This is a genomic window from Bacillus sp. B-jedd, assembly GCF_000821085.1.
In the GTDB taxonomy this organism is placed as follows: domain Bacteria; phylum Bacillota; class Bacilli; order Bacillales; family Cytobacillaceae; genus Bacillus_D.
In genome coordinates, this window is record NZ_CCXR01000001.1 from 1,145,208 (window position 1) to 1,169,692 (window position 24,485).

A 24,485-nucleotide genomic window follows, 5' to 3' on the forward strand; every position below is an offset into this window, starting at 1 on the left:
ATTATAGATTTTTTTGCCGAGAATAGAAAGATTAATAGAAAAAAGTAAGAGCCGGAGGAGTAGCATGCAGCAGGAGAAAATCGATATCAAAACACCGGAATACGTTTCTTTGCAATTCCAAACCGCAGGACTTGGCAGCAGGGCGGCAGCGTTCCTGATTGACCAGGCGCTTTTAATGGCATTCAATATTGCTGTTGTACTGATTGTGTTATTTTCCCTTGGGTCTGGCTTTGAGGTCTGGATGATCCGCTATGCCGAATCATATGTACTTGGATTTCTTATTATCGGGCTGTTTGTCGTCAATTGGGGATATTTTTTTGTATATGAGTTTTTCTCCGGGGGCAGGACGCTTGGGAAAAAGCTTCTAGGCATCCGTGTCATGCAGGAAAACGGACATAGCATCACACTTCTGTCGAGCCTAATCCGTAATCTGATTCGCATCATTGACATGCTTCCCGGCTTTTATTTCATCGGTATTGTTATGGTTTTTTTCCATAAACAGCACAAGCGGCTCGGTGACCTTGTCGCTGGAACGATTGTCATACATGAGCGAAAGGTGAAAAAGGGAAAAAAGAGTACGCCGCTGGAAACGGAAATAAAGAACAGGGGCGTCGGCAAGGAAACGCTGGCACTTGGCGACTGGACAATCAAATCCTTCAGTGCCAAGGACTGGAAGCTCATCAACACATACGCCGCGCGCTTCCTCCAGCTCCCCGAAAACGAAAAAACTGAACTAACAAAGCAAGTTGCCGCCATACTACTTACAAAAGCAGGAGTCGAGTGGCACACCCACACAGAGGCAGAACTCGAAAATAGCCTTCTCGCCCTCTACCTCCATTTGAAGGAAGAATGGGAGTTTGAGATGTAAACGTTGAGATTCTCTTCTTTTACCCCCATTTTTAGCATCTCTTTAATTTTGGGAAGAGCGACGGACTTTGACCTTGTTTGCTTTAGTATTTTATATCCATCATTAAATTGTCCAAGTATTTGCGAGTGACAACAGCTTCTCAAACTTTATAAAAAAGCCATAGGGACCTTACCCTATGGCTTTGCTTATGTATCCATTCCCTAAATACCGAGCGTATAAAGATGCGGCTGTGGCCGCCGGCTATAAAGATATGGATCAGAATCCCTCGGGTTTAGCCGTGGGTGTATCAGTTCGACACTGTTGCTATCGTGGCTTCAGGAGTGGTTACTTTGTCATAGAAATCGACAAACTTATCCTTGTTGGCACTGTCCCGGTAGGCCATGGCGACCCGAGGATGTTCGTTCAGGACACCGGAAATCATGTAGGGGATGATGTAGCCCCATTCCCACCTTTGGCGCATGTCGAGCATATGCTTTTCAATCACGCCAAGGACAGGCTTAATCTCATAGCTTGTTTTTTGTATATAGCTGACGAGTAGTTCTGTATGGCAGTTACCGGCAGCTCGGCCCATGCCATAGACGGATGAATCGAGGAATGTTACCCCATTGCGTAAGGCAGCAAGCGTATTCGCGAATGCGAGTTGCATGTTGTTATGGGTATGAATTCCAAGTTGTTTGTTTGGAAGCATGGCTTTGAATTTGTTCACCTGATGCTCAATGTCTGCGGAATCGAGGCTTCCAAATGAGTCGACGATATAGACCACATCGACAGGGCTTTCTTTCACTAATTCGAATGCTTTAATAAGCTGACTCTCAGGGACGCTTGATAAAGCCATGATGTTGAGTGAAGTTTCATAGCCCAAATCATGGAACATTTGCACAAGCTCGAGGCCCTTGTCCACTTCGCGAATATAGCAAGCGACACGGATCATATCCAGTACGCTTTCTTCGCGCGGCAGGATGTCATTAGGGTCGACTCTCCCAATATCAACCAGCGCTGATAGTTTCGTAAATTTTTTCTCAGGGATGATTTCTTTCAAGAAGTTATCGTCAAGAAATCTCCATGGGTTGGGTTCAATCGCGTTTAAAAGTTTAGGAGAATTTTTGTATCCAATCTCCATATATTCAACGCCTGCATCACTTAGGCCATTATATAAGTCTTGAACAAATTCGACGGTGAAGTCCCAATTGTTGACTAGCCCCCCATCTCGAATTGTACAATCTAAAATCTTACAGTTATTTCCCATATTGAAATCCTCCGCTTCATGTTGTAGCAATGTTTGTTATTAGCTTTATATCATTATCTTAGAGAACCGTCAAACTATTTTAAAATTACAGAATCTTGCTATGGTTTAGAAGGCGGAAGTATTAGTTAGGAAAACGAAGAGATTGGTTGGGCAAGGAAATCTCTAGTTTATGGTTTTGGCTTCCTGTTTATATTTTCATCATACCTGCAAAAAGAAGTTCCTTACATGACACATGACCTGCAGTATTCCCGTCTAATCTTTTAGGAGGGATATAGATGAAAAAATGGATGATTTTAGGCGGGATATCGTTGTTGTTCATAGCTGGGCTTTCTTACTACTTCTTAACGCAGTTCAGGGTGGTAAACGCTGGGGAGGGAAACGAAGAAGCCATTGTTTTGGCGAATAAGGTGTGGAGCATTCAGTTTACCGAAAAAGTGGCGAAGGAAAGTCTTCATTCTGATTCAATCTATGTATTGGATGACCAAGGCAAGAAGGTCAAAACAAGTCTATCTTTGAGCGGCGATCAAAAAACTGTCTATATCAACCCTCCGAAAGACGGGTATCCACTAGACGCAAAATTTTTCACCCTCTACTTTAATAAAGGCCTTGAATCTTCCGCCGGGAGAAACTTGGGAAGCAATAAATCCTGGAAGTTTGTTGTAAAAGAACAGCTGCCTGTCATAGGCTCCAAGGAAAAATTGAATGCCTATTTTAATAATCTTTTGAAAGAAGAAAAGACTTCGCGCCGCTGGTTTAAAAGTGATACACAAGAGTCGGCAATGAGTGGCGAGAAATCATCCGCTGATTCTTCCAAGAATGATGGCTATTCTGAAACAAACAATCAGGTTCAGGGAGTCGACGAAGCGGACATCGTCAAAACGGACGGGAAGCATATTTTCCAGGCGGAAGAGAATGAAATCCGGATCATTAAAGCAGTGCCGGAGGATGAAATGAAGCTTGTGTCCAAAATTTCTTATCCTTCAAAATTTATGCCGAACCAGCTTTTCTTACACGAAGGGAAATTGGCGGTCATCGGTAATCAGTATCACCATCCTTCGAAACCGTATGAGCAAACGGTCAAGGAATCCAAGATTTTACCAATGATGATGTCAACGAAGGCTGTTATATATGATGTGAAAAATCCGGCCAAACCTGTGCTAATCCGGGAGGTTGAGCTGGAGGGAAGCTACATGTCAGCAAGGAAAGTGGAAAGCATGATCTATCTAGTCACCGTGCATTACCCTGATTATTGGCTGCTTAGGGAAAACGAAGTACTCGATATCCGTCCAAAGTATTCGGATACAGCATCCGGGCCTTTCGAAAAAATCGTAAGTTATGATGAAATCAATTATTTCCCCGAATCTAAGGAGTCCAATTTTACAATGATCGCGGCGATTGACTTCGATCAGCCAAAGGAAAAAGCCGCTATCACAACTTATCTTGGCAGCGGGGAGCAAATGTACATGTCGAAGGAAAACCTCTACCTTGCAATTGCAAATTGGGCTGATCATCCTCGTGGGAATTGGACAGAGAGGATAGCGCCGGATACAACTATCCATAAGTTTTCGATTAAAGGGATGGACGTGAAATTCCAGGGGTCTGCGTTAGTGCAGGGTACCGTGCTGAATCAGTTTTCCATGGATGAGCATGATGGCTTTTTTCGTGTGGTAACGACAAAGGGATATGCCTGGGATGAAAGCAGGCCATCCTCCAATGCCCTCTATATACTGGATGAAAATCTGAAGCCGACAGGAAAGCTTGAGTCATTGGCGCGGGGAGAGCGGATTTATTCTGCGAGATTTATGGAAAATCGCATTTACATGGTTACCTTCAAGGAAACGGATCCTCTGTTCGTCATTGAAGCTAGTGATCCGGCTAAACCAAAGGTGATGGGTGAATTAAAAATTCCGGGGTTCAGCAACTATCTGCATCCTTACGATGAAAACCATCTGATTGGTTTTGGCCACGATACGAAAATCGTTGCGGAAAAAGGAGCAGGTGCACAACCACGCATCCTGACTGACGGTGTCAAAATTTCATTGTTCGATGTAAGTGATATGCACAATCCAAAAGAGAAATTCACAGAAATTATCGGTGGCAGGGGGACGTATTCACCGTTGAATTACGATCATAAAGCCCTGTTGTTCAACAAAGATAAGAATGTATTTGCATTCCCGATTTCCGTTTATCAAAACAGCAAGGAAAACGAATATGATCAAATCTTTGAATACCAGGGTGCATATGTATATAGCATCGATTCTGAAAAGGGGTTTGTGCTAAAGGCGGAAATCACCCATAACGATAACGGACATCCATCCGTGTATGAAGAATATGATGGGGCAATCAAGCGCCTTCTGTATATCGGCGATACGATATATGCTCTGTCACCGGGCAAGCTAACAAGCCATGATCTGAAATCCTACAGTAAGACTGGAACAGTCGATTTAAGATAAACGAACTCAGAGGCAGGCGGAAATAGAAATCTTTAAGATTAAAGATTGATGCATTTTTGTTAAAATCCAACTGTTATGGCTGGAGGGTCTTGTAGAATTCTATTTCACTTAAAGACAATCCTGACAGAGTTTAATTGGTCTATTTCAAGGGCTATCCAATTAGGATGGCCTTTTTGGCATATCTAGGCTGCTTGAAAACAAAGTCAGTTTTGTACTTTGCCGGGTATCTTTTTTATATTATTGGAAAACTTTACATAATTAGATAATTTTCCTACTTATTCTACTTTCCGCTGTAATAGTTTATGATATATTTATCCTAATTTGGTAATTAAAAATTCTATCGATTGGGAGAGGAAAATGTAATTTAGGAAGGCTTTCAAGATTATTTGATTGATGAAAACCCAATGGAAGGTGAAAAAATGGGATCAAATAGAGAAAGTATAGAAGAAAGAGACGAAAAAATAGCAGAGCTAGAAAGACTATTAATAGAATTAAAGGAAGCACAACAGCAAAGTGCTGCAACTATTGCGGTAGGTCAAAATACAAGGTATGTATCTCAACCAAAAGGAATTTCTAAGTCCTTTTTTAGAGCGGGTGTTTTTAAGATTATTTTTACCATCCTTGTTCCTTTAATCATCATTTCAGTAGTAATTTGGCAATTTGCAGGAAATACCTTCAAAAAAGAGTCTGCCACGTTTGTTGAAAGCGTTCAAGAGCTATCTACACTGGCAACAGCTGAAGCTCATATGAAAGAGGTTATAAATATAAAAGATAGTAAGAACTTCTTTAATATTACTCTGCCAGGAACAAATCGGGAAGTTTTATTAGTCGTGCCAGCTACGGTTATTGCAGGTGTTGATTTAAAAGCGGTTACTTCTGAGGACATGGTTATTAATGAAGAAACAAAAGAAATAGATATTACCCTTCCTCATGCAAAGCTCATCCAGGAACCAGCAGTACAGATGGATAAGGTAAAAGCCTTGGACAAGAATGGGCTTTTCCGTGATGATGTTAAAATGAATGAGGGGATTGACCTGGTCGCTGAGGCACAAGAGAAAATTCGTCAAGAAACTAAGTCTATTGGTTTACTAGAAACTGCAGAGAAAAATGCGGAAAAAGCGTTAAAAGTATTTTTTGAGAATATTGGTTATAAGGTAAATGTGACGTTTAAATAATTGGACGGCCTGCTCATGTTACTTGGGCAGGCATTTTTGCTAAAAAGTTTTCTGATTTTCTTTGCCATTTGCCGTACGAGTTCCAAGCTTTCCTTTTGAAAACATTGGTGTGGGTCCCTTAAAAAGACAAAAATATGTATTTTATTTACAAGCGGGGTCTGTCTCTTAAATGGGTACCATTGAACGCATTGGCATTCTTTTTTCTTTATATGGTACATTATAGATGTGCAAAAGGAAGGGAGTTTTTTCAATGACAGAACAGAACAATGCCTTGCCGCCAAAAACGTGTGAGATCGAGCGTCTTGTCACTATGGAAGACGACGTTAATAAAGTGTTAGAAGGCAAGAAAACTGCTACACGCCGAAACGGCCGTTATGCCGATGTAGGCGAAATTATGGAGTTAAAAGGAAAGAAATTCGTCGTGGATAATGTCTATTCCCAATCACTTGGAGAATTGACAGATGCAGATGCCGAGCGTGAAGGATTTGAAAATGTAGAAGCGTACAAGCAGTCGATCCTATCTTACCACCCAGGAATGCCCTGGCTTCCGCAAATGCGCGTCTGGGTGCATGAATTCAGCCCTGTCGAAGAATAAGAAATGGATTTATTGTACCGAATCATCATTTATCTTCACGTCGCAAGCGTGATTGCGTCAATTGGGCCCTTCTTCATCTTGATACCCATTGTGAAAAAACTGCCTGATGCAGTGGGGAAAGAGCTAGAGGCCTATTTGGCTTTGCTGAAGTCAGTCGTGCGGCTGGCAAAGCATGCTGGCCATGTGCTGATTGGAACAGGAGTGCTGCTCGTAATCCTCGGCCCATGGACATGGAGCACGCCGTGGATTGTCGGAACCCTGGCTCTGCTATTCGCCTCTCTCTTTTTCCTGGCCCGGGCATTCTCACCAACACTTCGGCAATTTGCCGAAGAAGGCGCAAATAAAATAGCACTCACCGCAAAATTGAAGCGTACCATCTGGACCTACATCATTTTATTGATGTCGATGCTATGGTTCATGGTCGTGAAACCGAAATTGTGGTGAAGATGTTGAAGCCCGAGCGGGGATGCTCGGGCTTTTAGAGTTGCTAATTACTGCATTGGTCAAACTTTGGTGTAGACCCCTCAGGTTCTATGCGGGTATATCCGCAGGTGCCCACACTAAAGAGCTTATATTTTCCCTCTTAGAACAAGGAAACCAGTTTAAGGAAGGTTAATAGCCATATTTATATTTGTATTATTGAGAAAATTTGGAATCTAAGGTAAAATTATTAAATAGATTCTTATTGTATTAACACTATAAATAATGAGGGGAGATGGGAAAGGTTGTACAAAAAGGTTGCCTTATTAGCGGTATTATTTACATTTGTTTTTGGTACTGTTTCTTTTGCCCATTCTGGGAGAACTGACTCAAGTGGTGGTCACAATTGCAGTGAGAAGTCAAAAGCCAAAGGATTATGTACGGGATACCATTTTCACAATGGTGGTAATACTTCCGGCAGCTCCTCGTCAGGAAGTAAATCTGCACCAAAAGTAACAAGGAATGATAAGAATTGCTCAGATTTCAGTAGTTATGATGAGGTAGTGGCCTACTGGAATTCTAAGGGATATTCCGCTACATATGACCCGGAAAATTTGGACGGATGGGGCAATACCATTGACGATGGAATACCATGTGAACCGCCTAGTGATTATGACAAGACTAAAATCAACAACAGCCCCGAACAAATTCAATTTAAAAAGGATCAACAAGATAGTAAAGCTGGAGAACAGGACGGGTATAATCAAGGTTTAAAAGAAGGATATGAAGGGGCAGAGAAGGATGGAAAAACTTCTCGTGGCAGCAATGCTTTTATTATAGCCTTTGCAACCGGTTATGATAAGGGTTATATAGAAGGCGAAAAAAGATTAAACTCTGAAAAAAGTAAAGCTTCTGATGAAGGATATCAGTTAGGAAAAAGGCAAAATACAATCGCTATCCCATCAGCTTATCAGAAACATGACCAACTAAAATTTGCTTTTGAAAGCGGTTTCAAAAAATCTATTGCTGAACAAATTGAGGCAAAGATAAAACTGTATCGAGAAAAAGGCTATAAAGATGGGAAAGACGATGTATACGATGCTCCCAATGAAAATGAGTTTATTGAGGCATATGATGAAGGGTATGAAAAGGCACAAAATGAACTAAAGGATCACCATTTCCAGCAAGGATATGAAGCGGCATTTACGATGCTGGAGTATAAGGATCCAAATTTAGATAATGAGAAGTTTAAAGACTGGTTTATAGAGGGGTTTAAAGCAAATTTGGAGGTAGAGAAAATTAAAGAAGATGCTTTGAAACAAGGTAGAAAAGGAGATACCTTAATAATTCCCGATAACTATAAAGCAGGAAAGAACATCTATGAATTTTACTATAAACAAGGACTTACAGAGTACAAAACTGAAAAGAAAGGAAACCGACGAACTACAGTCAGTGGAGTAGGACTAGCTGCCCTTGTATGGCTCGGAAGAAGATTCTATGTGGCTAAAAAAATGATTGGATAAGGGGGGAAATATTTAATGGGAGTTTACCGTACTGTTAGCCGTAAAGTTGAAGATATGTTCGTGAAAATACTGGCAGGCAAACAAGATTCCGAAATGGTAAAAGAAAAAGTAGCAAAATATAGGACAGAGGTTGACGAGAAATTAAAGATGAAAAAAGCTGAAAAAGACAGAGCTAACGCCGAACAAAAGGTTATTTTTCAACAAAGGAAGGAAAAGCAAGAACGAGGAATTAATTAAAGGGTTACATTGGCAGCATGGAAAATTTGGTACTGATTTGGGGAAGCATCAACATTGCGCTTCCTTTTCTGTGAAAAAATAGAGTTTTTGGAAGATGGTGTATATTTAAGATATAAATTATTACTCCAAAAACACTGTGTTTTTTAAGTAAATATTCTAAGCATACTTTATCAAACTATATGGTATTATTTAGTAGAAAAGACAGAAAAGAGGATTTTTATGTCGGGGAAAAATTATCTTGATTTAATGCAATTTTTTGAGGGATATGTAAGGAATTATCGGAGGTTGAACTTAACGGGAGACCATAACCGTTCCATGATGACAAATCGGGAAATCGATTATTTTGCCAATTTGGGTGAAATGCTTGGCTTTGATTCATTTGTTGAAGATTCAAAGTTTGATAAGATAAAAAATCGTTCTCGCCCTATGGATCTTGCCTGGTGGAGGTGGGACTCTTTGGGTGATATGGAGCATTATGATCATTTGGCGTTACATTTGGAAAGAGAGAATTCCTTCAATAAAGATTTGGATACAATTGATAAGCTGTTTTCTGAGACAGAGAATGAATATATTCCCCATAATGTGATAGGAATTCAAACGCTCAACTCAAATGAAAAAATTGAAGAATTGAATAAAGTCGTTAAAGGGAGAAATTCTTGCCAGCAATCGAAAGTGTTAATGGTTTATCGTTATCCAGACGTGGAGAAAGAACTGGAAAGAGTTAGTGCTTATCTCTTTACTCCTAGGAAAGCAGATGTTGCTAAGCATGCTGTCTGCAAGCGAGATGACTTTGGCTATTGGTTCATGTGCTTTGAAAAGGAATATAAATTTTATGAAGCAAAAACAGCCAAGAAAGAGGTTCAGCTTCTATAGTGTAATTGAATTATGAGCTCATTCAAATGGAGGGAGGATGTGACACAGTGTGAGGCCATTATCGAAGCATTGCAAGCATTGCAAGCATTGGGTGGAGAAGCAGACATTAGAGAAGTGGAAGAATGGGTGAATATAAAAATTAACGTTTATTCTGTAAGGAATGGGTCTTTCACTGTTTCAAAAAGGGGACGATTTTAGTTTCACATATACACGAATCTTGTAAGTTGGTGATGTAAATATGAGCAAACAGGAACTGAAGAAGGGGTTAATGGAGCAATTACATAAGAGGCTATCTTTATTTGGATAATAATAACGCTTCGAGACAACACTTCTGGAAGCCTTTTGAATTTGGCAAGGTAGCAATTCATGTTTGTTTTATAAATCACGTTGATGATATTGACATAATGATTGATGTTGGAATTCGATTTAATCAACTTGAAGAAATGAAAAATAGAAATAATTTTCTATTAAATCAAAAAGAAAAGTAACAAACTTTCAGTATCGGTTCAGAGCTCGGTAACTTGTCGCAAGGTAAACCGATTAGATGGACTATACATGAAGAGAGCAGCATAAAAGATGTTGTAGATAGTATTTTTCATGTAATTGAAGAAGTAGCTTTTCCGTACATCAATAAATATACCAATATCGAAAACACTTTCAACAAGTGTTTAAATGACGATGAAGCAATGGCGCCTTTTGATTCCAAAAGTGCTATCAATACGGTTGGAAATTACTTAATCGAACGGAACAGATGGATCTAATCATAGGAGACAAGCTTAACCTACTCGAAGATAAAAATGTATTTGAAGCTAAGTTGTTTATTAACTTTGCTAATGCCGTTCGGGAACGTAACTGAAAGGAAAAAGTACAATAATCAGCAGGTCAATGTCTGGGGGTTCGTTTAGATTTTTAAACAAAGAAAGTTGAAACAGCCATAGAATTAGAAGATATATTTACTTGCCCTTGAAAGGAAACTTAATGCCAAGAAAAAGGGAGTAATGATTATGGGAAAATACTATACTAGCACAAAAGGAGTATTGTCCTGGAAGGAATTATTAGCTGACCCGGAAAAACATTGGAAGCCAGGTTACTCTGCATACGAATTGGCTTACTCATGGGAGGACGCCAATAATCTGCCGGCTTGTGTTGAGAAGGCATTTAAAGGTAGCAATATCCCTCTTTTCCAGAATGTGAAGGTGTTATATGGATTTCCGGAGTACCCTGTCTCCTTACCGGGTAGAGGGAAGAGTTCGCAAAATGACCTCTACGTACTAGCAAAAGCCAATGATGAATTTTTGACAATCATGGTTGAAGGTAAGGTATCTGAAGAATTTGATGTAAAAGTCGAAGATTGGATACGGGATTCAAGTGAGGGGAAAAAGAACAGACTTAATTACTTAGTAGGTTTGTTAAATCTAGAAGAGAAGGATATTTTGCAAATAAGATATCAATTACTTCACCGCGCTGCTTCGGCAGTAAAAGAAGCAATTGACGTAAATGCAAAAAATGCTATGATGCTTATCCATTCATTTAGTGAAGAAGGAAAATGGTTTAATGATTACGCTCATTTCGTTAATCTGTTTAACTTAGACCCCAAAAAGGATGGAGTCGTTGGCCCAGTGGCTGTTAGTGGAGTTAATCTTTATTTTGGATGGGTTACTGGTACCAGGGTATTGTCAAAGGAACATTATTTTAATTTCTTTAAGACTGAAAAAGCTAGAACGCTGGCAAAAGAGATTGATAATTATATTTATAATCAAAGTCTTTACATGGGTGAGGTTGAGGATTACCACTACCGAAGTAACAATGGGGTCCGAACCGATTGTATAGGGTATGTCAGTAAAAGAGGAAGCTATAAGTTTGCTACGCTATCTACCGCTAGGAAAGTAGTCTTTATCCTGCATCTAGGAAAAAAACTGCATACAGAGACTGCGAAGAAAATGCAGAGGGTGATAGACGAATTGCTTGGGCACATATATGAAGAAACTGATAAAGGGCTCACTCCAGGAGAGGTATACATTCGGCTGGAGTGGGTGGATCATTTAGATCAAATAACCAGCTATATAGATAAGGCATATGAGATGCGGTTGCAAAAGTGAGATTCGCGTGATTCGTGAGTTTCCCGTGGAAGATATATTAGAGATAGCACACTATTTTTCCTCATCTTCTATCCTACTTCAAAATGATCGGTTACTTTGTGATACTCATCATACATGAAGGTTGAAATGGTTCTTATCTTACTTTTTGAAGACGGCGGCCATTTTGAACGAGTTCAACTGAATTTCTTGCCGGAGTGCGGTATAGCAAAATTATTAACAGTATTGGATAAGGGCAAAAAATGAAGACCGAGTATAAAGGGAAATATACTCGGTTCTTTTTTAGTTTTGATAAATTATTTAGGATTCTGATTTACAGATTCATCTCAAAATATGATTCTTCCTGGTTGGTGTCATCGAACCATTTCTTCCCCTTATAGTCAAAGCCGATTTTCTCAAGGATCTTTATTGAACCGAGGTTTTGTGGGTCGACTGAGGCGAAAAGTTTCTTTACACCGGGATGTTTTTTCACAACCGCAATACAGGCTTCAGCTGCTTCTGTAGCATATCCCTTTCCCCATGCTGCTTTTGAAAAATGGTAAATCAATTCTACTGTTTCTGGCGTAGTTCGGACATTGAAGCCAGCCGCACCAATCACAGTTTGAGATTCTTTTTCGACAACTGCAAAAACTGAGATTCCAAGCTTTTCGTGGCAGGCTTTGTATCCTGCCAGGCCATTTTCCAACATCTCATAGGGAATCGCACCGTTACAATGCTCCATAACTTCTTCGTCTCCCCAAAATGATTTCGCAGCTTCCACATCCGTTTCCTCAAAAACTCTCAAAAACAACCTTTCCGTAATGGCAATCATAAATTATTCCCCCCTCAATTTACATATCTCTGTTAATTGACGATTCATTACTGGGAATAGTTGCATGGTGGTGAAATCGCTTTTGAATTTTAATCCCTAGAAACCTATTCGAATGATTATAAGGAGAAGATAAGAAAAATCCAAAGAAATTGCATGAAATGGGATTGGCCGACAAGATTCGGTATAAGCAGGATAAGAGAATTCTTTTAGCTGTATGAGCTGACTTTAAAATAAGGAAATACTCTGCAAAAATGGACAATAGTCTAAGTAGTTATTCTACATGAACGGGACCGCCGGTAATGGGTTGCCACTCAGTTGGTTCATTTTTATAGCATAAAGCCATCCAATAATAATGGGTTGGTTTTGTCAATCCGTGGGCTGAACTGTGCCATACTCCCCGATGAAGAACGGCAACCTGGCCAGGACGGAGCAGGACAGGAACGATATCTTTTACATGTGGAGCGCTTTCTTTTGATGCGGGAGCTACGAGGAACACAATTGGTTCGTCCTGGCAGAATAAAGCTTCTTGAGTATGCATGTGGCGTTCCATTTCATGAGTGGTGAATGGGACGCCGCTGCCGAACGTGAATCCCAGGCTGCCTGGCGAGTCAATAACGGGGATTGCTGTATTGGCATCCTCCCAGCCATCACCAGAACTTTGATTAACCATGCCGGTTCCTTCTGAAGGGGATTTCATATTGTAAATGATGCCAAACTCTTTAAAATCAATGGATGTAATTTCAATTGGTTTCATTTTTCCTCATCCTTTCAATTTTTTAAAAGAAGTTGAAACGTTCAGTGTCTTCACCGTGTTCTTTAATGAACTGAAGCACTGTCTCTGTCCCGCATGCTCCTGCTCGTCCGCCCATAATGGTGACTGCTCGAGCGGCCGCGTAATTGGCGAACTCCGCTGAAAGCTGAATGTTTTTCGTAAGCTTATAAGCATATAGAAAAGAGCTGCAAAATGTATCACCAGCCCCGGTTACGTCGGTTACTGGCACGTTGATGCCTTTTACAGTAAATTCGTTTTGCTCTGTAAATATTCGGCATCCTTTATCCGCATAAGTAACGACAATCATTTCAATCCCTTTTTGGAACAAAAATTGTTTCGTTTCTTCTTCTGATTTAGTTCCTGATAAATTTTTAAAGCCGATTTCATTTACAAAAAGAGTATCTACATAATTAAACAGGTGTTCCTCTTGGGGATGGAGGTCTCCCACATCAAGGTCGCACCATATTTTTGCTCCATGGGATCTTGCTCTGGAAAGGATACCTGCTGCATCCAAATCACCACTGGTAAGCGGTTTCAATTCACAGAAGTTAGAATAAATATACTCTGCATTACAGATAGCCTTTAGTGTTTCCGGCGAGATTTCAAGACGTTGAATTCCCATGGTAGGAATAAATATGGTATGTTCGTCTTCTGCTAGAATGATAATCGTTTTTGCATCCGGTAAGGAGTCATCCCAAACCATATAGGTGATATCAATTCCAGACTCTCTTAAACTCTCACATAATTTTTGTGAAATAAATCCGTTGTTTAACCCGGTTAAAAATTTGGCCGGTTGTTGGTAGCTCGCATAAACGCTTGCTGCGTTTGCAATCATTCCACCCATTTGGGAAGGAAGAGTATGAACGATAACTTTGTCGCGAATCTTTGGAAAGTACTCGGTACTATAGTATTCGTCCAAAGCGATATCCCCAATAAAAAAAGTGTAACCTTGGTGATCCATACAGAGGGCTCCTTTTCTAGAAATTTCGAGATTAGTATAGCACATGAATAAATGTGATACAACGTATTAATACAACATAATACATATTATTTTTTTCTGAAAACTCTAGACAATATTTTAAGAGACGTGTTAAGATGTATTGCAAAAGGAGGTCGGATAATTTCGATAATTGATTGTAATTTGGTTTTAAATTTGTTTTGCAATCGGTTTCTTCATAATTGTTATCACACAGATTAGAAAGCTGCCGAAGGAACATGGATTGAAGAGCAGTGTCTTGTATCGTAGGGAACTTATGGTATAACCGGTCTGTCGTAGATAAATTTAGCAGCTGTAGAAAACGGCGGAATGGAGAGTAAGATGAGTGTTAAAGGGAAGTTTATGGATTTATTCGGAGGCAATAAACCGATTATGGGAATGCTTCATCTTAAAGGCAATGATGAAGGCAGCATGTTGGACATCGCCAAGAAAGAAATCGACCTATTGCTTGATAACGGTGTAAATGCAGTGATTGTAGAGAATTATTTTGGCTCTGTAGAAGACGTCGCAACCGTTCTGGACTATCTTCAGCGTGAAAAGGTCAATATCGTTTATGGCGTTAATGTCCTCGATCATGATGAGCTCGCGTTTGAATTTGCGAATAAATATGGTGCTAAATTCATTCAGCTAGACTCGGTTGCTGGCCACCTCGAACCTGAAAAAGATGCGGAGTTCCATGATAAAATCACAAAATGGCGCAACGAATCATCAGCTTTCGTAATGGGGGGAGTAAGATTCAAATATCAGCCTTACAAATCCGGACGTTCCCTTGAGGAAGACTTGGAGATCGGAATGTCAAGGTGTGATGCCCTTGTTGTAACAGGTGATGGTACGGGAATGCAGACTCCAATCGAGAAAATTAATGAATTCAGGAAGATGGTAAAGGATTTCCCATTAATTATCGGCGCGGGTATGACCCCAGAAAATTGTGCTGAGCAATTGAAGGTTGCCGATGGTGCAATCGTAGGAAGTTACTTCAAGGATACCTATACAGACAAAGGTAATGTCGATGCTTCTCATGTGCAATTTTTTATGAGAGCTGTAGAGGGTTGCAGGTAATTGACGGAGGCTGATCAAATATGGGATTATCAGGTTATCAGCTGAAAGAGTAACTCGGAGGCTGAAATTCTATTTGATCTTTTGGATTAAAGGAGCATTAATTGATTATGGATTATAAATCACTAGATGCTGATCACATGATACCTCTATACCAGCAGCTTTATAATACAATTCGAGAAAAAATCGCAACTGGCGAATACAAACCCGGTGAACGTATACCATCCGAAGACCAATTGAGTGAAATGTACAATATAAGCAGGGTAACTGTTCGCAGTGCATTAAAGAAATTGGTTGAGGAAAATATCTTGGTAAAGCGGCATGGTAAAGGAACCTTTGTATCAATGCCAGAATATGTGGAAAGTATCGGTGTGGGTGGAAGTTTTACTGCATCTTGGCAGCAAACAGATGTAGTTCCAGGAACTAAAATTATCTCTCGGAATTATGTGAATGCCAATAAAAAAATTGCCAACCAATTGAAAGTAGAGGAAGGTTCCAGGGTCATACATATCAGGCGCCTGCGTTTGGTCAATGATCTTCCAGCAATTCTGGAAGAAGACTATTTTTTACCGGAATTTGCTTTTCTACTGGAATTGGATTTGGACAATAAGTCTATTTTAGAAGTGATCCGTAAGCAGACTGGTCTCGTGGCGAGGGAGTTTAACGATATTTTTGAAGTTAAATCCGCGACAAAGGAGCAAGCGGAATATCTTGAATGCAAGGCTGGAGCTCCTTTATTGAGAGTTAGCCAAACTATTTTTACTGAGAAGCTCGATCTTCTATATTATAACGAGGAATATATTAGAAGTGATCGTTATAAGTATGCAATCCGTTCGTACTGAATGGTTTAAATCAATACCTAACAATCGTTTTAAAAGTGGCAATTGAGATTTTTAAGAAGAATTATGTATAGTCATACAAGTATTTAGCATGTGTCATATTTTTCAAAAAGACCGGCTAACTAGTTGTCTATTTGTTATGCGTAAAAATGGAATAGTAGAAAATATAATTGATTGGCGAATGATCTTAAATGGAACCTGTCTTTTTGACACTTTAGTAAATATTCTGATTTCATTATATGGGGAGTGAAGATAGATGGCAAATAATTTGGAAAGAAAATTGGGACTTGCCCCAACGATTGCTTTGTCAGTGGGAACGACCCTTGGCGCGGGAATTTTTATTTCAATCAGTGAGGTAGCAGGCGCCTCAGGGTCTGCTCTCTTTACAGTACTGGCATTTCTAATCGGTGGTTTAATCATGATTCCCCAGAATTTAATTTTAGCCGAATTAGCGACAGCGTATCCGGAAAATGGCGGGAACTATGTTTTTATTAAACACGCGGGATGGCGAAGGCTTGCGTTCTTAACAGGATGGGCATCATTTTGGGCCAATGATTCTAGTGCACTTGCAATTGTTTCCTTGGCAGGGGTGCAATACATTGCTTACCTTTTTCCAATGAATGGGCTCGTAATAAAGTTTTTGGCGGTTGGTTTTATTCTCCTCTTTATGATGATCCATATCCGTTCGGTGGAAGGCGGCGGTAAATTCCAGGCGGTCATTACTTTTATTAAGGTTCTGCCTTTTGTTTTACTGATTGGTATGGGTTTGTTTTTTGTCAGAGGGGACCTTGTCATGACTCCAGCAGTTGCTGCAGCTCCTGTTGGGTTGATGGCATTGCTTGCCGGCATTTCTGCAACAAGCTGGTCTTTTGACGGGATGGGTGCATGCACTTACATGACGGGCGAAATCAAAAATCCGAAAAAGACAATGCCGAGGGCTTTGATTAGTTCTGTTATCATAATTATTCTAATTTATGTGGGCTTAACTTTTGTCGTAACGGGGGTTATACCGTTCGACCAATTGATCAACTCAAAGGCACCGCTAGCGGACGCGGGTGCGGCAATTCCTTTATTAGGTAATGTCTCGGGCACCTTCATTGCAGTCTCAGGTATCATTGTTATCCTTGCAGCTTTATCGGGTACAGTTATGTTCCAGCCTCGCTTGGAATATGCAATGGCGCAAGACGGACTTTTCTTCAAAAGCTTCGGTAAAGTACACAAAAAATATGGGACTCCCTATTTCTCTATGATGGCCCAGTGTTTGTTGGCGATTGTTCTTATTTTCTTATCCAATATCACTGAATTACTAGGATATTTCACTTTCGTTTTGTTATTAAAGAATACGCTTACATTCGCTTCCATTTTTGTGCATCGGAAAAAGCCGGATTATAATCCATTATGGAAAGCACCCGCATGGAGATTCATGGCCATTGTTTCAATTGCATCCAGTTTGATCTTGGTAGTTTCCACGTTGATGTGGGCTGCTATTCCAAGTATTGTTACAGCGATTATAGTAGTTGTTACAGGTCTTCCTGTCTTCTATTTTTGGGAAAAACAAAACAAAAAAGAGGCACTTAAAAAGGGAGAATCTTTAAACATCTAATGGAAGGATGGATGGCTGATGCAATTCTCAACTTTTAAAGAAGAGCTTTTTGATGAGCAACAACGCGGGAGAATGGCTGAGTTTTGCGATGAATATGGGCTAGACGGCATGGAAGTTTTTATGGATGATGTGCTTTCAAGAGATCAAGAATTAAAAAAAGAGAAGCAATCCATTCTGGATAAACTTCGTGCCTTGCATGTAAAAAGAATCCATTGCTCTTACTGGGCTTATCCAACAAGCTTTCTTACAAAAAATAATTTTTATGAACTGATTGATAGATTTGGAAGCATGGAGGATGTTATAAGTTATTATGGTGATCTAACAGGTGACCATATGTTTAAAAGATGGGCGGACGAATATCAGATCGCAACAGAGCTGAAAGCCCAAGCATATACCTTTCACTTGATCGATTATGCTCCAATTGATGGGAAGTGGGAGTTTACGATTTCTAAGAGTGAAATTCGGCAAGCAATGATTTATATGGTTCAGCAATTTTTAAACTATTTGATGGACAAACAACTCATTACAGAGGATTCCCCATTGATTGAAGTAGAAAATGCCGGATGGGGGCTTGAACATGGTTTGCAGACAGCAGATGATTACAGATTGATGTATCGGCAGCTTTACGATCCTTTTCAAAAAGTAAAGATTAGTTGGGATATTAACCACTTGTTGCATGCAATAGGCTTTGATGAGAAGCAAAATTGTGCCCGGTTCTTCCTTCCGGACAATGAAATCAGTCCAAAAATGTATGATTTACAACAGTGTTATGGCAGCAATCCCCAGATTTTTGCACAGGAGTGGCTTGAACAGAACATTTTTGATTCAGAGTTGCTTCATCAAGTTAGCTGTATACATCTATCCGATTGCGATTTAAAAAAGACTGAATTTTTCCGCAACGGAAAGCTGACAGGACGATATTATGAAGAAATTACTTCCTTAGATAGCTGGGATAAGCAGGAGGAATATGGAGTTAATATTGTCCTTACTAGCTATGATTCCCATATCCCACTTGGTGATGGAATATTGGACCCTGCATCAATTAAAGAGATGATTCTCAAAATACGTACTGTTCAGTCGAATCTTGCCATTTTGCATGAGCTTAAAAACAACATAGACCAGACTGAGGCATTAAGAAAACAGTTGGATCGTCTTAATCTAAAATAAGGAGAAGGTCCTGCTATGAAATATATTATTGTTGGTCCGACTATCGTGAATGATATTCAATTCGCGGATGGCACAACGAGCAAGGGGCATATTGGCGGCGCCATCTTCTGCCTTGAAGGGTTAAAAATATGGAGTGACGATTGCCTTTATGTATCAAATGTAGGCGAAGATTTCTCGAACTATTATGGAGAGTGGATGGATAAAAACCATTGCTCCTATGAAGGTCTTAATTACATTCTTCCTCGTACGGAATATACGACTCTGGTATACGGAGATGAAGGTCTTCATGATGAGGTTTCGATATATAGCGAGGATATAGACAAGCAAATTTCAGCGTTGGACAAACGAACTGCCGAGCAGATTGCCAGTTATTGCAGTGATGAAACAAAGGGTATCTATATTGAAGCGTCTGAATCAGATCCTTTATGGGATAACTTGCATCTGATTCAAATGAAATGCAATGCGAAGATCATGTGGGAAATTCCAACTTCCGCAGCAATGGAAAAGAACCGGAAAGAAAAAGTATTGAAGACAATTCACAAGGCTGGCCTGTATTCAATTAATTTTCCAGAAGCGATGAGCCTATTTGAGAAAGAAGATGAAAAATCGGCTGTCGATGCAATTATTGCATTTGGCGTCCCATGCTTTTTCCGAGTTGGCAGCAAAGGTTCGTATATGATTTCGGATGGGCAGGCTTACTTTGCTCCAAGTATCACTATTGGAGACATAGTTGATGCAACAGGTTGTGGCAATTGTTCTACTGCTGCTGCACTTTACGCCTATTGCGAAGGCTTTCAGCCAGAGAAAATTGCGGCTATGGCAAATGTTGCTGCGGCATATAACCTAGTGCAATATGGTCCATACCCTGTTATAACCAACGAGACAAGAACTGAAGCTTTACAGTTGGTTGAAAAGTTAATAGGTAAATTTGTTTAAAAATCAAAAAAATAGCAAGATGGATACACTATAATCGTTCTGGGCTAAATGGGCAAAATATATAATGCCTTTTATAGCCCAGTTCTTTTTTTGAAAAAGAGGAATTAGTATGGGCTTTAATGCATTTTTTGTAGCAAGCCTAATTACCCTCTTTTCGAAAAAATGCTAGGACTATGTATTCAAAAATCAAAACATTCTGCCAAATCGTTTGCTAATGTTCTACGCTTTTCCCTACGATAGAAGTGAATTAATTTTGGGGAGGGATTGGCTTGAGGAGTTTTTTGCGCGTTGGTTTGTTGGCTTTATTGAGTATTTTATTGTTGGTTGGGACGATGCCGCTTACTGGCCAGGCGAAAAAGCCGAAGTTCAGTTATGACGATTACAGCCAGGTTGATCTTGGCAAGGATGGCATGGTGGCCACGGCTCATCCGCTTGCCTCTGAAATTGGAGCCGATGTGCTCAAAAAAGGAGGCAATGCGATTGACGCATCGGTAGCGATCCAGTTTGCGCTGAATGTCGTTGAACCGATGATGTCAGGGATTGGCGGCGGCGGGTTCATGATGGTTTATGATGGCAAAACAAAGGAAACAACGATCGTGAACAGCCGGGAACGTGCCCCTGCAGGAGCGACGCCTGATATGTTCCTGGATGATAAAGGAAATCCGATACCATTCGCAACCCGTGCGACTGGTGGAAAAGCTGTTGGCGTTCCCGGTACATTAAAGGGACTTGAAACGGCTCTTGACATGTGGGGAACCCAAAATATGGAGCAGTTGATAGGGCCGGCCGTCAAGCTTGCCCACCAAGGTTTCCCGATTGATTCTGTCCTTGCTGAAGCGATTGCGGACAATCAGGAAATGCTGTCACGTACGGCTGCTAAAGATGTCTTCCTTCCGGGTGGCAAACCTCTTAAGGAAGGGGATATTCTCGTACAGGAGGATCTGGCCAAAACCTTTAAGCTTATCCGCTCAAAAGGTACGGATGCCTTCTATAAAGGGGAGATAGCCGAAGCGCTTGCGGATGTTGTCCAGGATTTCGGTGGTTCCATGAAGGCAAGTGACTTGAAGAAGTATGATGTCACAATCGATGAGCCTATCTGGGGAGACTACAAGGGATATCAAATTGCGAGCATGCCGCCTCCAAGTTCGGGCGGGGTCTTTCTTTTGCAAATGCTAAAAATTCTCGATGGATTTAATCTGTCCCAATATGATGTCAATTCTGTTGAGAAGTATCACTTGCTGGCGGAAACGATGCACCTTGCCTATGCCGATCGTGCATCTTACGCCGGCGACCCTGAATTTGTGAAGGTGCCCGTCAACGGATTGCTGCATCCTGACTATATTAAGGAGCGCCAGCAGTTGATTAGCCTGGACAGCGTGAACAAGAATGTAACAGCCGGGGATCCGTGGAAATATGAAGAGGCTGGTGCGAATTATACGCCAACAAGCCAGCCGGATGATAAGAAGTACGGGGAGACGACTCACTTTACGGTAGCGGATCGGTGGGGGAACGTCGTATCTTACACAACAACAATTGAGCAGCTTTTCGGAACAGGCATCATGGTTCCTGGCTACGGAATTATGCTGAACAATGAACTGACCGATTTCGATGCTGTTCCTGGTGGGGCGAACGAAGTCCAGCCGAATAAGCGACCATTGAGCAGCATGACGCCGACAATCGTTTATGAAAATGGCAAGCCAGTGTTGACAGTCGGGTCACCTGGAGGGCCAACGATTATCACTTCCGTCCTGCAGACGATTCTCCATGCGATCGAATATGACATGGAGCTTAAAGCGGCTGTCGAGCAGCCAAGGATTTACACAAATAATATCAATTCCTATCGATATGAAGAGGGAATCAGCCCTAATACCATTTCAAAACTAAATGAAATGGGGCATAAATTCGGGCCTGCACCAACGACGATTGGCAATGTCCAAAGTATTCTCATTGACCATGAAAAAGGAATTTTTAAAGGAGTCGCCGATTCGAGCCGTAATGGGGCGGCAATTGGCATTAATTTAAAAGGGAAAGGGAAGTAAGTCAGGTTGCAAAGGTTTACTTTAGGGCAGCAATTCCCCCCTTGTTGAACTTGGCTTCGCGATTTACAAGAGCGGATTTACTTTCGTTGCATCTTTCATGCAAAAAACTAAGCTGGTCACTCCGCTTAGTTTTTTGCTTTTATGAGGGTTTTTTTGATGATCTAACTCTGATTTGGAGGGTAAATCTGTGAAAACAATCTTACATACGAGTAAATTAAGCCTTATTTCCGTTAATAAAAACTAATGGAAAAAAGTATATAATCCGTTAGAATGGTCGATTTAAATGCCTGCGTACAAACTGTACATGTCCTAAAACATTTATTGAAAAACTTTATCAAAAAGAGTGAGAGATGTAATATCGAGCGACTTTGGAATGTCGCTATGCAAATTAAATTAGGCAAAAGATTGCTCGGCACCAAGCCGAGCTTTTTATTTGGAAGGAGTTGATTTGTGCAGAATTGAATTTCGAGAAGTGTATTGTTTGGGTTCGATGCATCTTATCTCCCCTGCCATATTCTTTTTTACTGAATACATCTGGCAAAATCAGAACCGTCCCCACTCAGTCCGAATCAGCCAACAAAAGTTTTTACAGGAAGTGTAGTGGTTTTTGTTTTGCCTTCGTCTATTTGTGTGGAGTAGGAAAGGGGGGAGAGAGATTAGTGATTCAGTATTGATTGAGAAGGTGCTGTCTGGGAGTGACCAGGCGTTCAGGGTTCTTGTTGAGAAGTACCGGCATGATGTGTTCCGGACTGTTTATGCCGTGCTTAGGGACCAGAAGGAGGCGGAGGATGCTGCCCAGGAAGTGTTTTTGAAAATCTACAGGTCTCTCCCCCGTTATGAGCACCAGGGATTCAAAACGTGGATAACCCGGATTGCTGTCAATCATGCTATTGATATAAAACGGAAGCTGGCGAGAAGGAAAGAAGAAGCCCTTGAATTCCAGGGGCAGGAGGTATTCGCGACCGTCAGGGATAGTGTTGAAGAGCAAATGTTCCTTAAAGAAAAACAGCGGCTTGTCAGGGAGCGGCTTGAAGAAGTCCCGGAAAATTATCGGGATGTAATTGTTGGCTTTTACATAGCTGAAAAGTCCTATCAGGAAATGGCCGAAGAACAGCAGGTAGCTGTCAAGACGATTGAGACCAAGTTGTATCGGGCCCGGAATTGGATGAAGAAGCATTGGGAGGAGGACGATTTTTCATGAAGCATTATTCATTAGCTGACTGGCTTGCTTATATAGAAGGGGAAGCGGATGCGCACCAACAGGCGGAAATGGAAGACCATCTCTACTCCTGCGCAGAGTGCCTCGATCTCTATTCGACCGGGATCGAAATCAATGAGGAACATTTCCCCGGCATTCAGAACCCGGAATTTACGGATTATGTCATGCAACAAATCAATTTTGTCAAAGGGCGGGGGGAAGAAGACGGCAACACAGTGAGCCGGTTGATCCCGAACGAAAAGCCTTATTACCGAAACCAGGTATTCCACTACATCGTGGCGGCAGCGGCGACCCTGCTGCTTATGTTCTCCGGCGTCTTCCAATCCATCACCGCGATAGCCGGCAATATTGATTCACAAACAAAGAATAGGTCTTACACCGAAGGTATTATTACCAAAACATTCGCATGGATGGACTCTCTGGAAAAGAACAAGGAGGATGAACAATAAATGAAGAATCCAATTGCGGCGCTGACTCTGTCTGTTTTTCCCGGACTTGGCCATATTTACAACGGCAAAATTTTTAAGGGGCTGCTTTATTTAATTACGATTGTAGGGACTGAACTGTTTGCTGCGCTAGCTTTTATGAACAACGAACCAGACCTTGGCGTAATCAGCTTTTTCATCGGCCTGATCCTTTATATCATTAGCTTTATCGATATTGGAAGGCAACTATCTAAGAGTTTTGTGAAAAAAACTGAGGTCGCAGGCGGTGATGAGAAGCATGCTAATCAGGAGTCTGAACGGTTTTATGCGATCATCCTCTCGCTCATCCCCGGTCTTGGCCACTTTCAGATTGGCCTGTTGAACCGCGGGGTAACACTGCTTGCTTCATTCATAGGGTGTGGTGTGATGGTCATGTTTGTGACCGTCATGACCGGCAGAGGTGAGTTTCTTGTTTTCCTGGCTGTGCTGCCAATTATTTGGCTATACGGATTTTTTGACGCGACCGTCCAGCTTAATAAGAAACAGCGCGGCGAGATTCTTGTCGACAGGACGATTTTTGAGGAATTCGAAATGCGCAGGGAAGATGGCAAAAAAAGCCGGGCCATCGCAACGTTCCTTTCCATTTTTCCTGGTGCGGGGCATCTCTATCTTGGCTTGCAGCGCCGGGGCATCCAGCTTATGGCAGCCTTCCTATTTGCAATCTACATTTTGGATGTTCTCAGGCTGGGCATCTTCCTGTTCCTGATTCCAATCATTTGGTTCTACAGCTTTTTTGACGGCCTGCAGAAGGCGTCACGAAGCGGCAGTGAATCTTTGGAGGATATTCCCGTCATCACCTATTTTGTGAACCATCAGAGATGGGTCGGCATCGGCCTAGTGGCCCTTGGGTTTTATTATCTGTTCACGAACATTTTCCTGCCGGTTTTCCAGCCAATTATTGCGAAGTTCATAACGGTCGATATGTATATGCTGAGCAACTATCTCCAAACAGCGATTGTGTGCATCCTGTTAATCGGGGGCGGACTTAAGCTGTTGGCAGGGAACAAGGGGAAGAAGGGGGAGTCGGGATTATGAGCAGTATAAACTGGGTTAAGGTTTTGACAGGGATGGCCAT

Annotated in this window: 24 protein-coding genes; 20 read left to right on the top strand and 4 right to left on the bottom strand. The window is 41.2% G+C overall.

Going from position 1 to position 24,485, the window contains the following annotated elements; all coding sequences use genetic code 11:
* Nucleotides 1-64 precede the first annotated feature (64 nt).
* Complete coding sequence (locus BN1002_RS05805) at nucleotides 65-868, top strand: RDD family protein (protein WP_048824077.1); 804 nt, start codon at nucleotides 65-67, stop codon at nucleotides 866-868.
* Between the two features lie 286 nt (nucleotides 869-1,154).
* Here the strand turns inward: BN1002_RS05805 and BN1002_RS05810 are convergent, their stop codons facing one another.
* Nucleotides 1,155-2,114, bottom strand: coding sequence for an aldolase catalytic domain-containing protein (locus BN1002_RS05810; protein WP_048824079.1), 960 nt, complete (start codon nucleotides 2,112-2,114; stop codon nucleotides 1,155-1,157).
* A 275-nt stretch (nucleotides 2,115-2,389) separates the two neighbouring features.
* Between BN1002_RS05810 and BN1002_RS05815 the strand changes: the two genes are divergently transcribed.
* From BN1002_RS05815 to BN1002_RS24225, 10 genes are all read left to right on the top strand, one after another.
* Entirely contained in the window at nucleotides 2,390-4,567 is a 2,178-nt protein-coding gene (locus tag BN1002_RS05815; protein WP_052445620.1) for a beta-propeller domain-containing protein, read from the top strand.
* A 386-nt stretch (nucleotides 4,568-4,953) separates the two neighbouring features.
* A complete protein-coding gene (locus BN1002_RS05820; protein WP_231574983.1) occupies nucleotides 4,954-5,742 on the top strand; it encodes a DUF4230 domain-containing protein in 789 nt (262 codons plus the stop codon).
* A 250-nt stretch (nucleotides 5,743-5,992) separates the two neighbouring features.
* Nucleotides 5,993-6,337, top strand: a complete 345-nt coding sequence (locus BN1002_RS05825; RefSeq protein WP_048824081.1) for an ASCH domain-containing protein — start codon at nucleotides 5,993-5,995, stop codon at nucleotides 6,335-6,337.
* A gap of 3 nt (nucleotides 6,338-6,340) precedes the next feature.
* On the top strand, nucleotides 6,341-6,781 hold the full coding sequence (locus BN1002_RS05830; RefSeq protein WP_048824082.1) for a hypothetical protein: 441 nt from the start codon (nucleotides 6,341-6,343) through the stop codon (nucleotides 6,779-6,781).
* Nucleotides 6,782-7,062: 281 nt separating this feature from the next.
* Nucleotides 7,063-8,280 (top strand): YHYH domain-containing protein, encoded by a 1,218-nt coding sequence (locus BN1002_RS05835; protein WP_048824083.1) that lies wholly within the window; start codon nucleotides 7,063-7,065, stop codon nucleotides 8,278-8,280.
* Between the two features lie 15 nt (nucleotides 8,281-8,295).
* Nucleotides 8,296-8,517 (top strand): hypothetical protein, encoded by a 222-nt coding sequence (locus tag BN1002_RS05840; RefSeq protein WP_048824084.1) that lies wholly within the window; start codon nucleotides 8,296-8,298, stop codon nucleotides 8,515-8,517.
* A gap of 219 nt (nucleotides 8,518-8,736) precedes the next feature.
* Complete coding sequence (locus tag BN1002_RS05845) at nucleotides 8,737-9,390, top strand: hypothetical protein (RefSeq protein WP_048824085.1); 654 nt, start codon at nucleotides 8,737-8,739, stop codon at nucleotides 9,388-9,390.
* 39 nt (nucleotides 9,391-9,429) lie between these two features.
* Nucleotides 9,430-9,588 carry a hypothetical protein gene (locus BN1002_RS23625; RefSeq protein ID WP_156129700.1) on the top strand — a complete coding sequence of 53 codons (159 nt, stop codon included), beginning with the start codon at nucleotides 9,430-9,432 and terminating at the stop codon, nucleotides 9,586-9,588.
* Between the two features lie 101 nt (nucleotides 9,589-9,689).
* Nucleotides 9,690-9,878 (top strand): hypothetical protein, encoded by a 189-nt coding sequence (locus tag BN1002_RS05850; protein WP_048824086.1) that lies wholly within the window; start codon nucleotides 9,690-9,692, stop codon nucleotides 9,876-9,878.
* Between the two features lie 516 nt (nucleotides 9,879-10,394).
* Nucleotides 10,395-11,489 carry a DUF6946 family protein gene (locus tag BN1002_RS24225; protein WP_231574984.1) on the top strand — a complete coding sequence of 365 codons (1,095 nt, stop codon included), beginning with the start codon at nucleotides 10,395-10,397 and terminating at the stop codon, nucleotides 11,487-11,489.
* Nucleotides 11,490-11,799: 310 nt separating this feature from the next.
* On the opposite strand, the gene BN1002_RS05865 is transcribed toward BN1002_RS24225, so the two are convergent.
* The 3 genes from BN1002_RS05865 to BN1002_RS05875 all read right to left on the bottom strand — a co-directional run bounded on the left by BN1002_RS05865 (nucleotide 11,800) and on the right by BN1002_RS05875 (nucleotide 14,030).
* Nucleotides 11,800-12,297 (bottom strand): GNAT family N-acetyltransferase, encoded by a 498-nt coding sequence (locus BN1002_RS05865; protein WP_048824088.1) that lies wholly within the window; start codon nucleotides 12,295-12,297, stop codon nucleotides 11,800-11,802.
* A 271-nt stretch (nucleotides 12,298-12,568) separates the two neighbouring features.
* On the bottom strand, nucleotides 12,569-13,051 hold the full coding sequence (locus BN1002_RS05870) for an ureidoglycolate lyase (RefSeq protein ID WP_048824089.1): 483 nt from the start codon (nucleotides 13,049-13,051) through the stop codon (nucleotides 12,569-12,571).
* Between the two features lie 22 nt (nucleotides 13,052-13,073).
* On the bottom strand, nucleotides 13,074-14,030 hold the full coding sequence (locus BN1002_RS05875; protein WP_048824090.1) for a carbohydrate kinase family protein: 957 nt from the start codon (nucleotides 14,028-14,030) through the stop codon (nucleotides 13,074-13,076).
* 357 nt (nucleotides 14,031-14,387) lie between these two features.
* Here BN1002_RS05875 and BN1002_RS05880 point away from each other — a divergent pair, with 357 nt between their 5' ends.
* The 9 genes from BN1002_RS05880 to BN1002_RS05920 all read left to right on the top strand — a co-directional run bounded on the left by BN1002_RS05880 (nucleotide 14,388) and on the right by BN1002_RS05920 (nucleotide 24,445).
* On the top strand, nucleotides 14,388-15,125 hold the full coding sequence (locus BN1002_RS05880) for a BtpA/SgcQ family protein (protein ID WP_048824091.1): 738 nt from the start codon (nucleotides 14,388-14,390) through the stop codon (nucleotides 15,123-15,125).
* Nucleotides 15,126-15,232: 107 nt separating this feature from the next.
* Nucleotides 15,233-15,964, top strand: coding sequence for a GntR family transcriptional regulator (locus BN1002_RS05885; protein WP_048824092.1), 732 nt, complete (start codon nucleotides 15,233-15,235; stop codon nucleotides 15,962-15,964).
* Nucleotides 15,965-16,217: 253 nt separating this feature from the next.
* A complete protein-coding gene (locus tag BN1002_RS05890; RefSeq protein ID WP_048824093.1) occupies nucleotides 16,218-17,564 on the top strand; it encodes an amino acid permease in 1,347 nt (448 codons plus the stop codon).
* A gap of 18 nt (nucleotides 17,565-17,582) precedes the next feature.
* Nucleotides 17,583-18,731 (top strand): hypothetical protein, encoded by a 1,149-nt coding sequence (locus tag BN1002_RS05895; RefSeq protein WP_048824094.1) that lies wholly within the window; start codon nucleotides 17,583-17,585, stop codon nucleotides 18,729-18,731.
* Nucleotides 18,732-18,746: 15 nt separating this feature from the next.
* Nucleotides 18,747-19,667: a PfkB family carbohydrate kinase gene (locus BN1002_RS05900; RefSeq protein ID WP_048824095.1), complete on the top strand. Its 921-nt coding sequence runs from the start codon at nucleotides 18,747-18,749 to the stop codon at nucleotides 19,665-19,667.
* A gap of 332 nt (nucleotides 19,668-19,999) precedes the next feature.
* Entirely contained in the window at nucleotides 20,000-21,706 is a 1,707-nt protein-coding gene (ggt, locus tag BN1002_RS05905) for a gamma-glutamyltransferase (protein ID WP_082036354.1), read from the top strand.
* Between the two features lie 670 nt (nucleotides 21,707-22,376).
* The gene (locus tag BN1002_RS05910; RefSeq protein WP_231574985.1) at nucleotides 22,377-22,907 is read left to right on the top strand and encodes an RNA polymerase sigma factor; all 531 of its coding nucleotides are present in this window, start codon (nucleotides 22,377-22,379) and stop codon (nucleotides 22,905-22,907) included.
* The gene (locus tag BN1002_RS05915) at nucleotides 22,904-23,374 is read left to right on the top strand and encodes an anti-sigma factor family protein (RefSeq protein WP_048824098.1); all 471 of its coding nucleotides are present in this window, start codon (nucleotides 22,904-22,906) and stop codon (nucleotides 23,372-23,374) included. The genes BN1002_RS05910 and BN1002_RS05915 overlap by 4 nt, the downstream gene beginning before the upstream one ends.
* Nucleotides 23,375-24,445 (top strand): multi-TM2 domain-containing protein, encoded by a 1,071-nt coding sequence (locus tag BN1002_RS05920; protein WP_048824099.1) that lies wholly within the window; start codon nucleotides 23,375-23,377, stop codon nucleotides 24,443-24,445.
* Nucleotides 24,446-24,485 lie beyond the last annotated feature (40 nt).

What these genes read in the sequence shown, in the direction of transcription:
- BN1002_RS05805 (WP_048824077.1), top strand. Translation starts at nt 65, where the DNA reads ATGCAGCAGGAGAAAATCGATATCAAAACACCGGAATACGTTTCTTTG.
- BN1002_RS05810 (WP_048824079.1), bottom strand. Translation starts at nt 2,114, where the DNA reads ATGGGAAATAACTGTAAGATTTTAGATTGTACAATTCGAGATGGGGGG.
- BN1002_RS05815 (WP_052445620.1), top strand. Translation starts at nt 2,390, where the DNA reads ATGAAAAAATGGATGATTTTAGGCGGGATATCGTTGTTGTTCATAGCT.
- BN1002_RS05825 (WP_048824081.1), top strand. Translation starts at nt 5,993, where the DNA reads ATGACAGAACAGAACAATGCCTTGCCGCCAAAAACGTGTGAGATCGAG.
- BN1002_RS05830 (WP_048824082.1), top strand. Translation starts at nt 6,341, where the DNA reads ATGGATTTATTGTACCGAATCATCATTTATCTTCACGTCGCAAGCGTG.
- BN1002_RS05840 (WP_048824084.1), top strand. Translation starts at nt 8,296, where the DNA reads ATGGGAGTTTACCGTACTGTTAGCCGTAAAGTTGAAGATATGTTCGTG.
- BN1002_RS05845 (WP_048824085.1), top strand. Translation starts at nt 8,737, where the DNA reads ATGTCGGGGAAAAATTATCTTGATTTAATGCAATTTTTTGAGGGATAT.
- BN1002_RS24225 (WP_231574984.1), top strand. Translation starts at nt 10,395, where the DNA reads ATGGGAAAATACTATACTAGCACAAAAGGAGTATTGTCCTGGAAGGAA.
- BN1002_RS05865 (WP_048824088.1), bottom strand. Translation starts at nt 12,297, where the DNA reads ATGATTGCCATTACGGAAAGGTTGTTTTTGAGAGTTTTTGAGGAAACG.
- BN1002_RS05870 (WP_048824089.1), bottom strand. Translation starts at nt 13,051, where the DNA reads ATGAAACCAATTGAAATTACATCCATTGATTTTAAAGAGTTTGGCATC.
- BN1002_RS05875 (WP_048824090.1), bottom strand. Translation starts at nt 14,030, where the DNA reads ATGGATCACCAAGGTTACACTTTTTTTATTGGGGATATCGCTTTGGAC.
- BN1002_RS05880 (WP_048824091.1), top strand. Translation starts at nt 14,388, where the DNA reads ATGAGTGTTAAAGGGAAGTTTATGGATTTATTCGGAGGCAATAAACCG.
- BN1002_RS05885 (WP_048824092.1), top strand. Translation starts at nt 15,233, where the DNA reads ATGGATTATAAATCACTAGATGCTGATCACATGATACCTCTATACCAG.
- BN1002_RS05890 (WP_048824093.1), top strand. Translation starts at nt 16,218, where the DNA reads ATGGCAAATAATTTGGAAAGAAAATTGGGACTTGCCCCAACGATTGCT.
- BN1002_RS05895 (WP_048824094.1), top strand. Translation starts at nt 17,583, where the DNA reads ATGCAATTCTCAACTTTTAAAGAAGAGCTTTTTGATGAGCAACAACGC.
- BN1002_RS05900 (WP_048824095.1), top strand. Translation starts at nt 18,747, where the DNA reads ATGAAATATATTATTGTTGGTCCGACTATCGTGAATGATATTCAATTC.
- ggt (WP_082036354.1), top strand. Translation starts at nt 20,000, where the DNA reads ATGCCGCTTACTGGCCAGGCGAAAAAGCCGAAGTTCAGTTATGACGAT.
- BN1002_RS05915 (WP_048824098.1), top strand. Translation starts at nt 22,904, where the DNA reads ATGAAGCATTATTCATTAGCTGACTGGCTTGCTTATATAGAAGGGGAA.
- BN1002_RS05920 (WP_048824099.1), top strand. Translation starts at nt 23,375, where the DNA reads ATGAAGAATCCAATTGCGGCGCTGACTCTGTCTGTTTTTCCCGGACTT.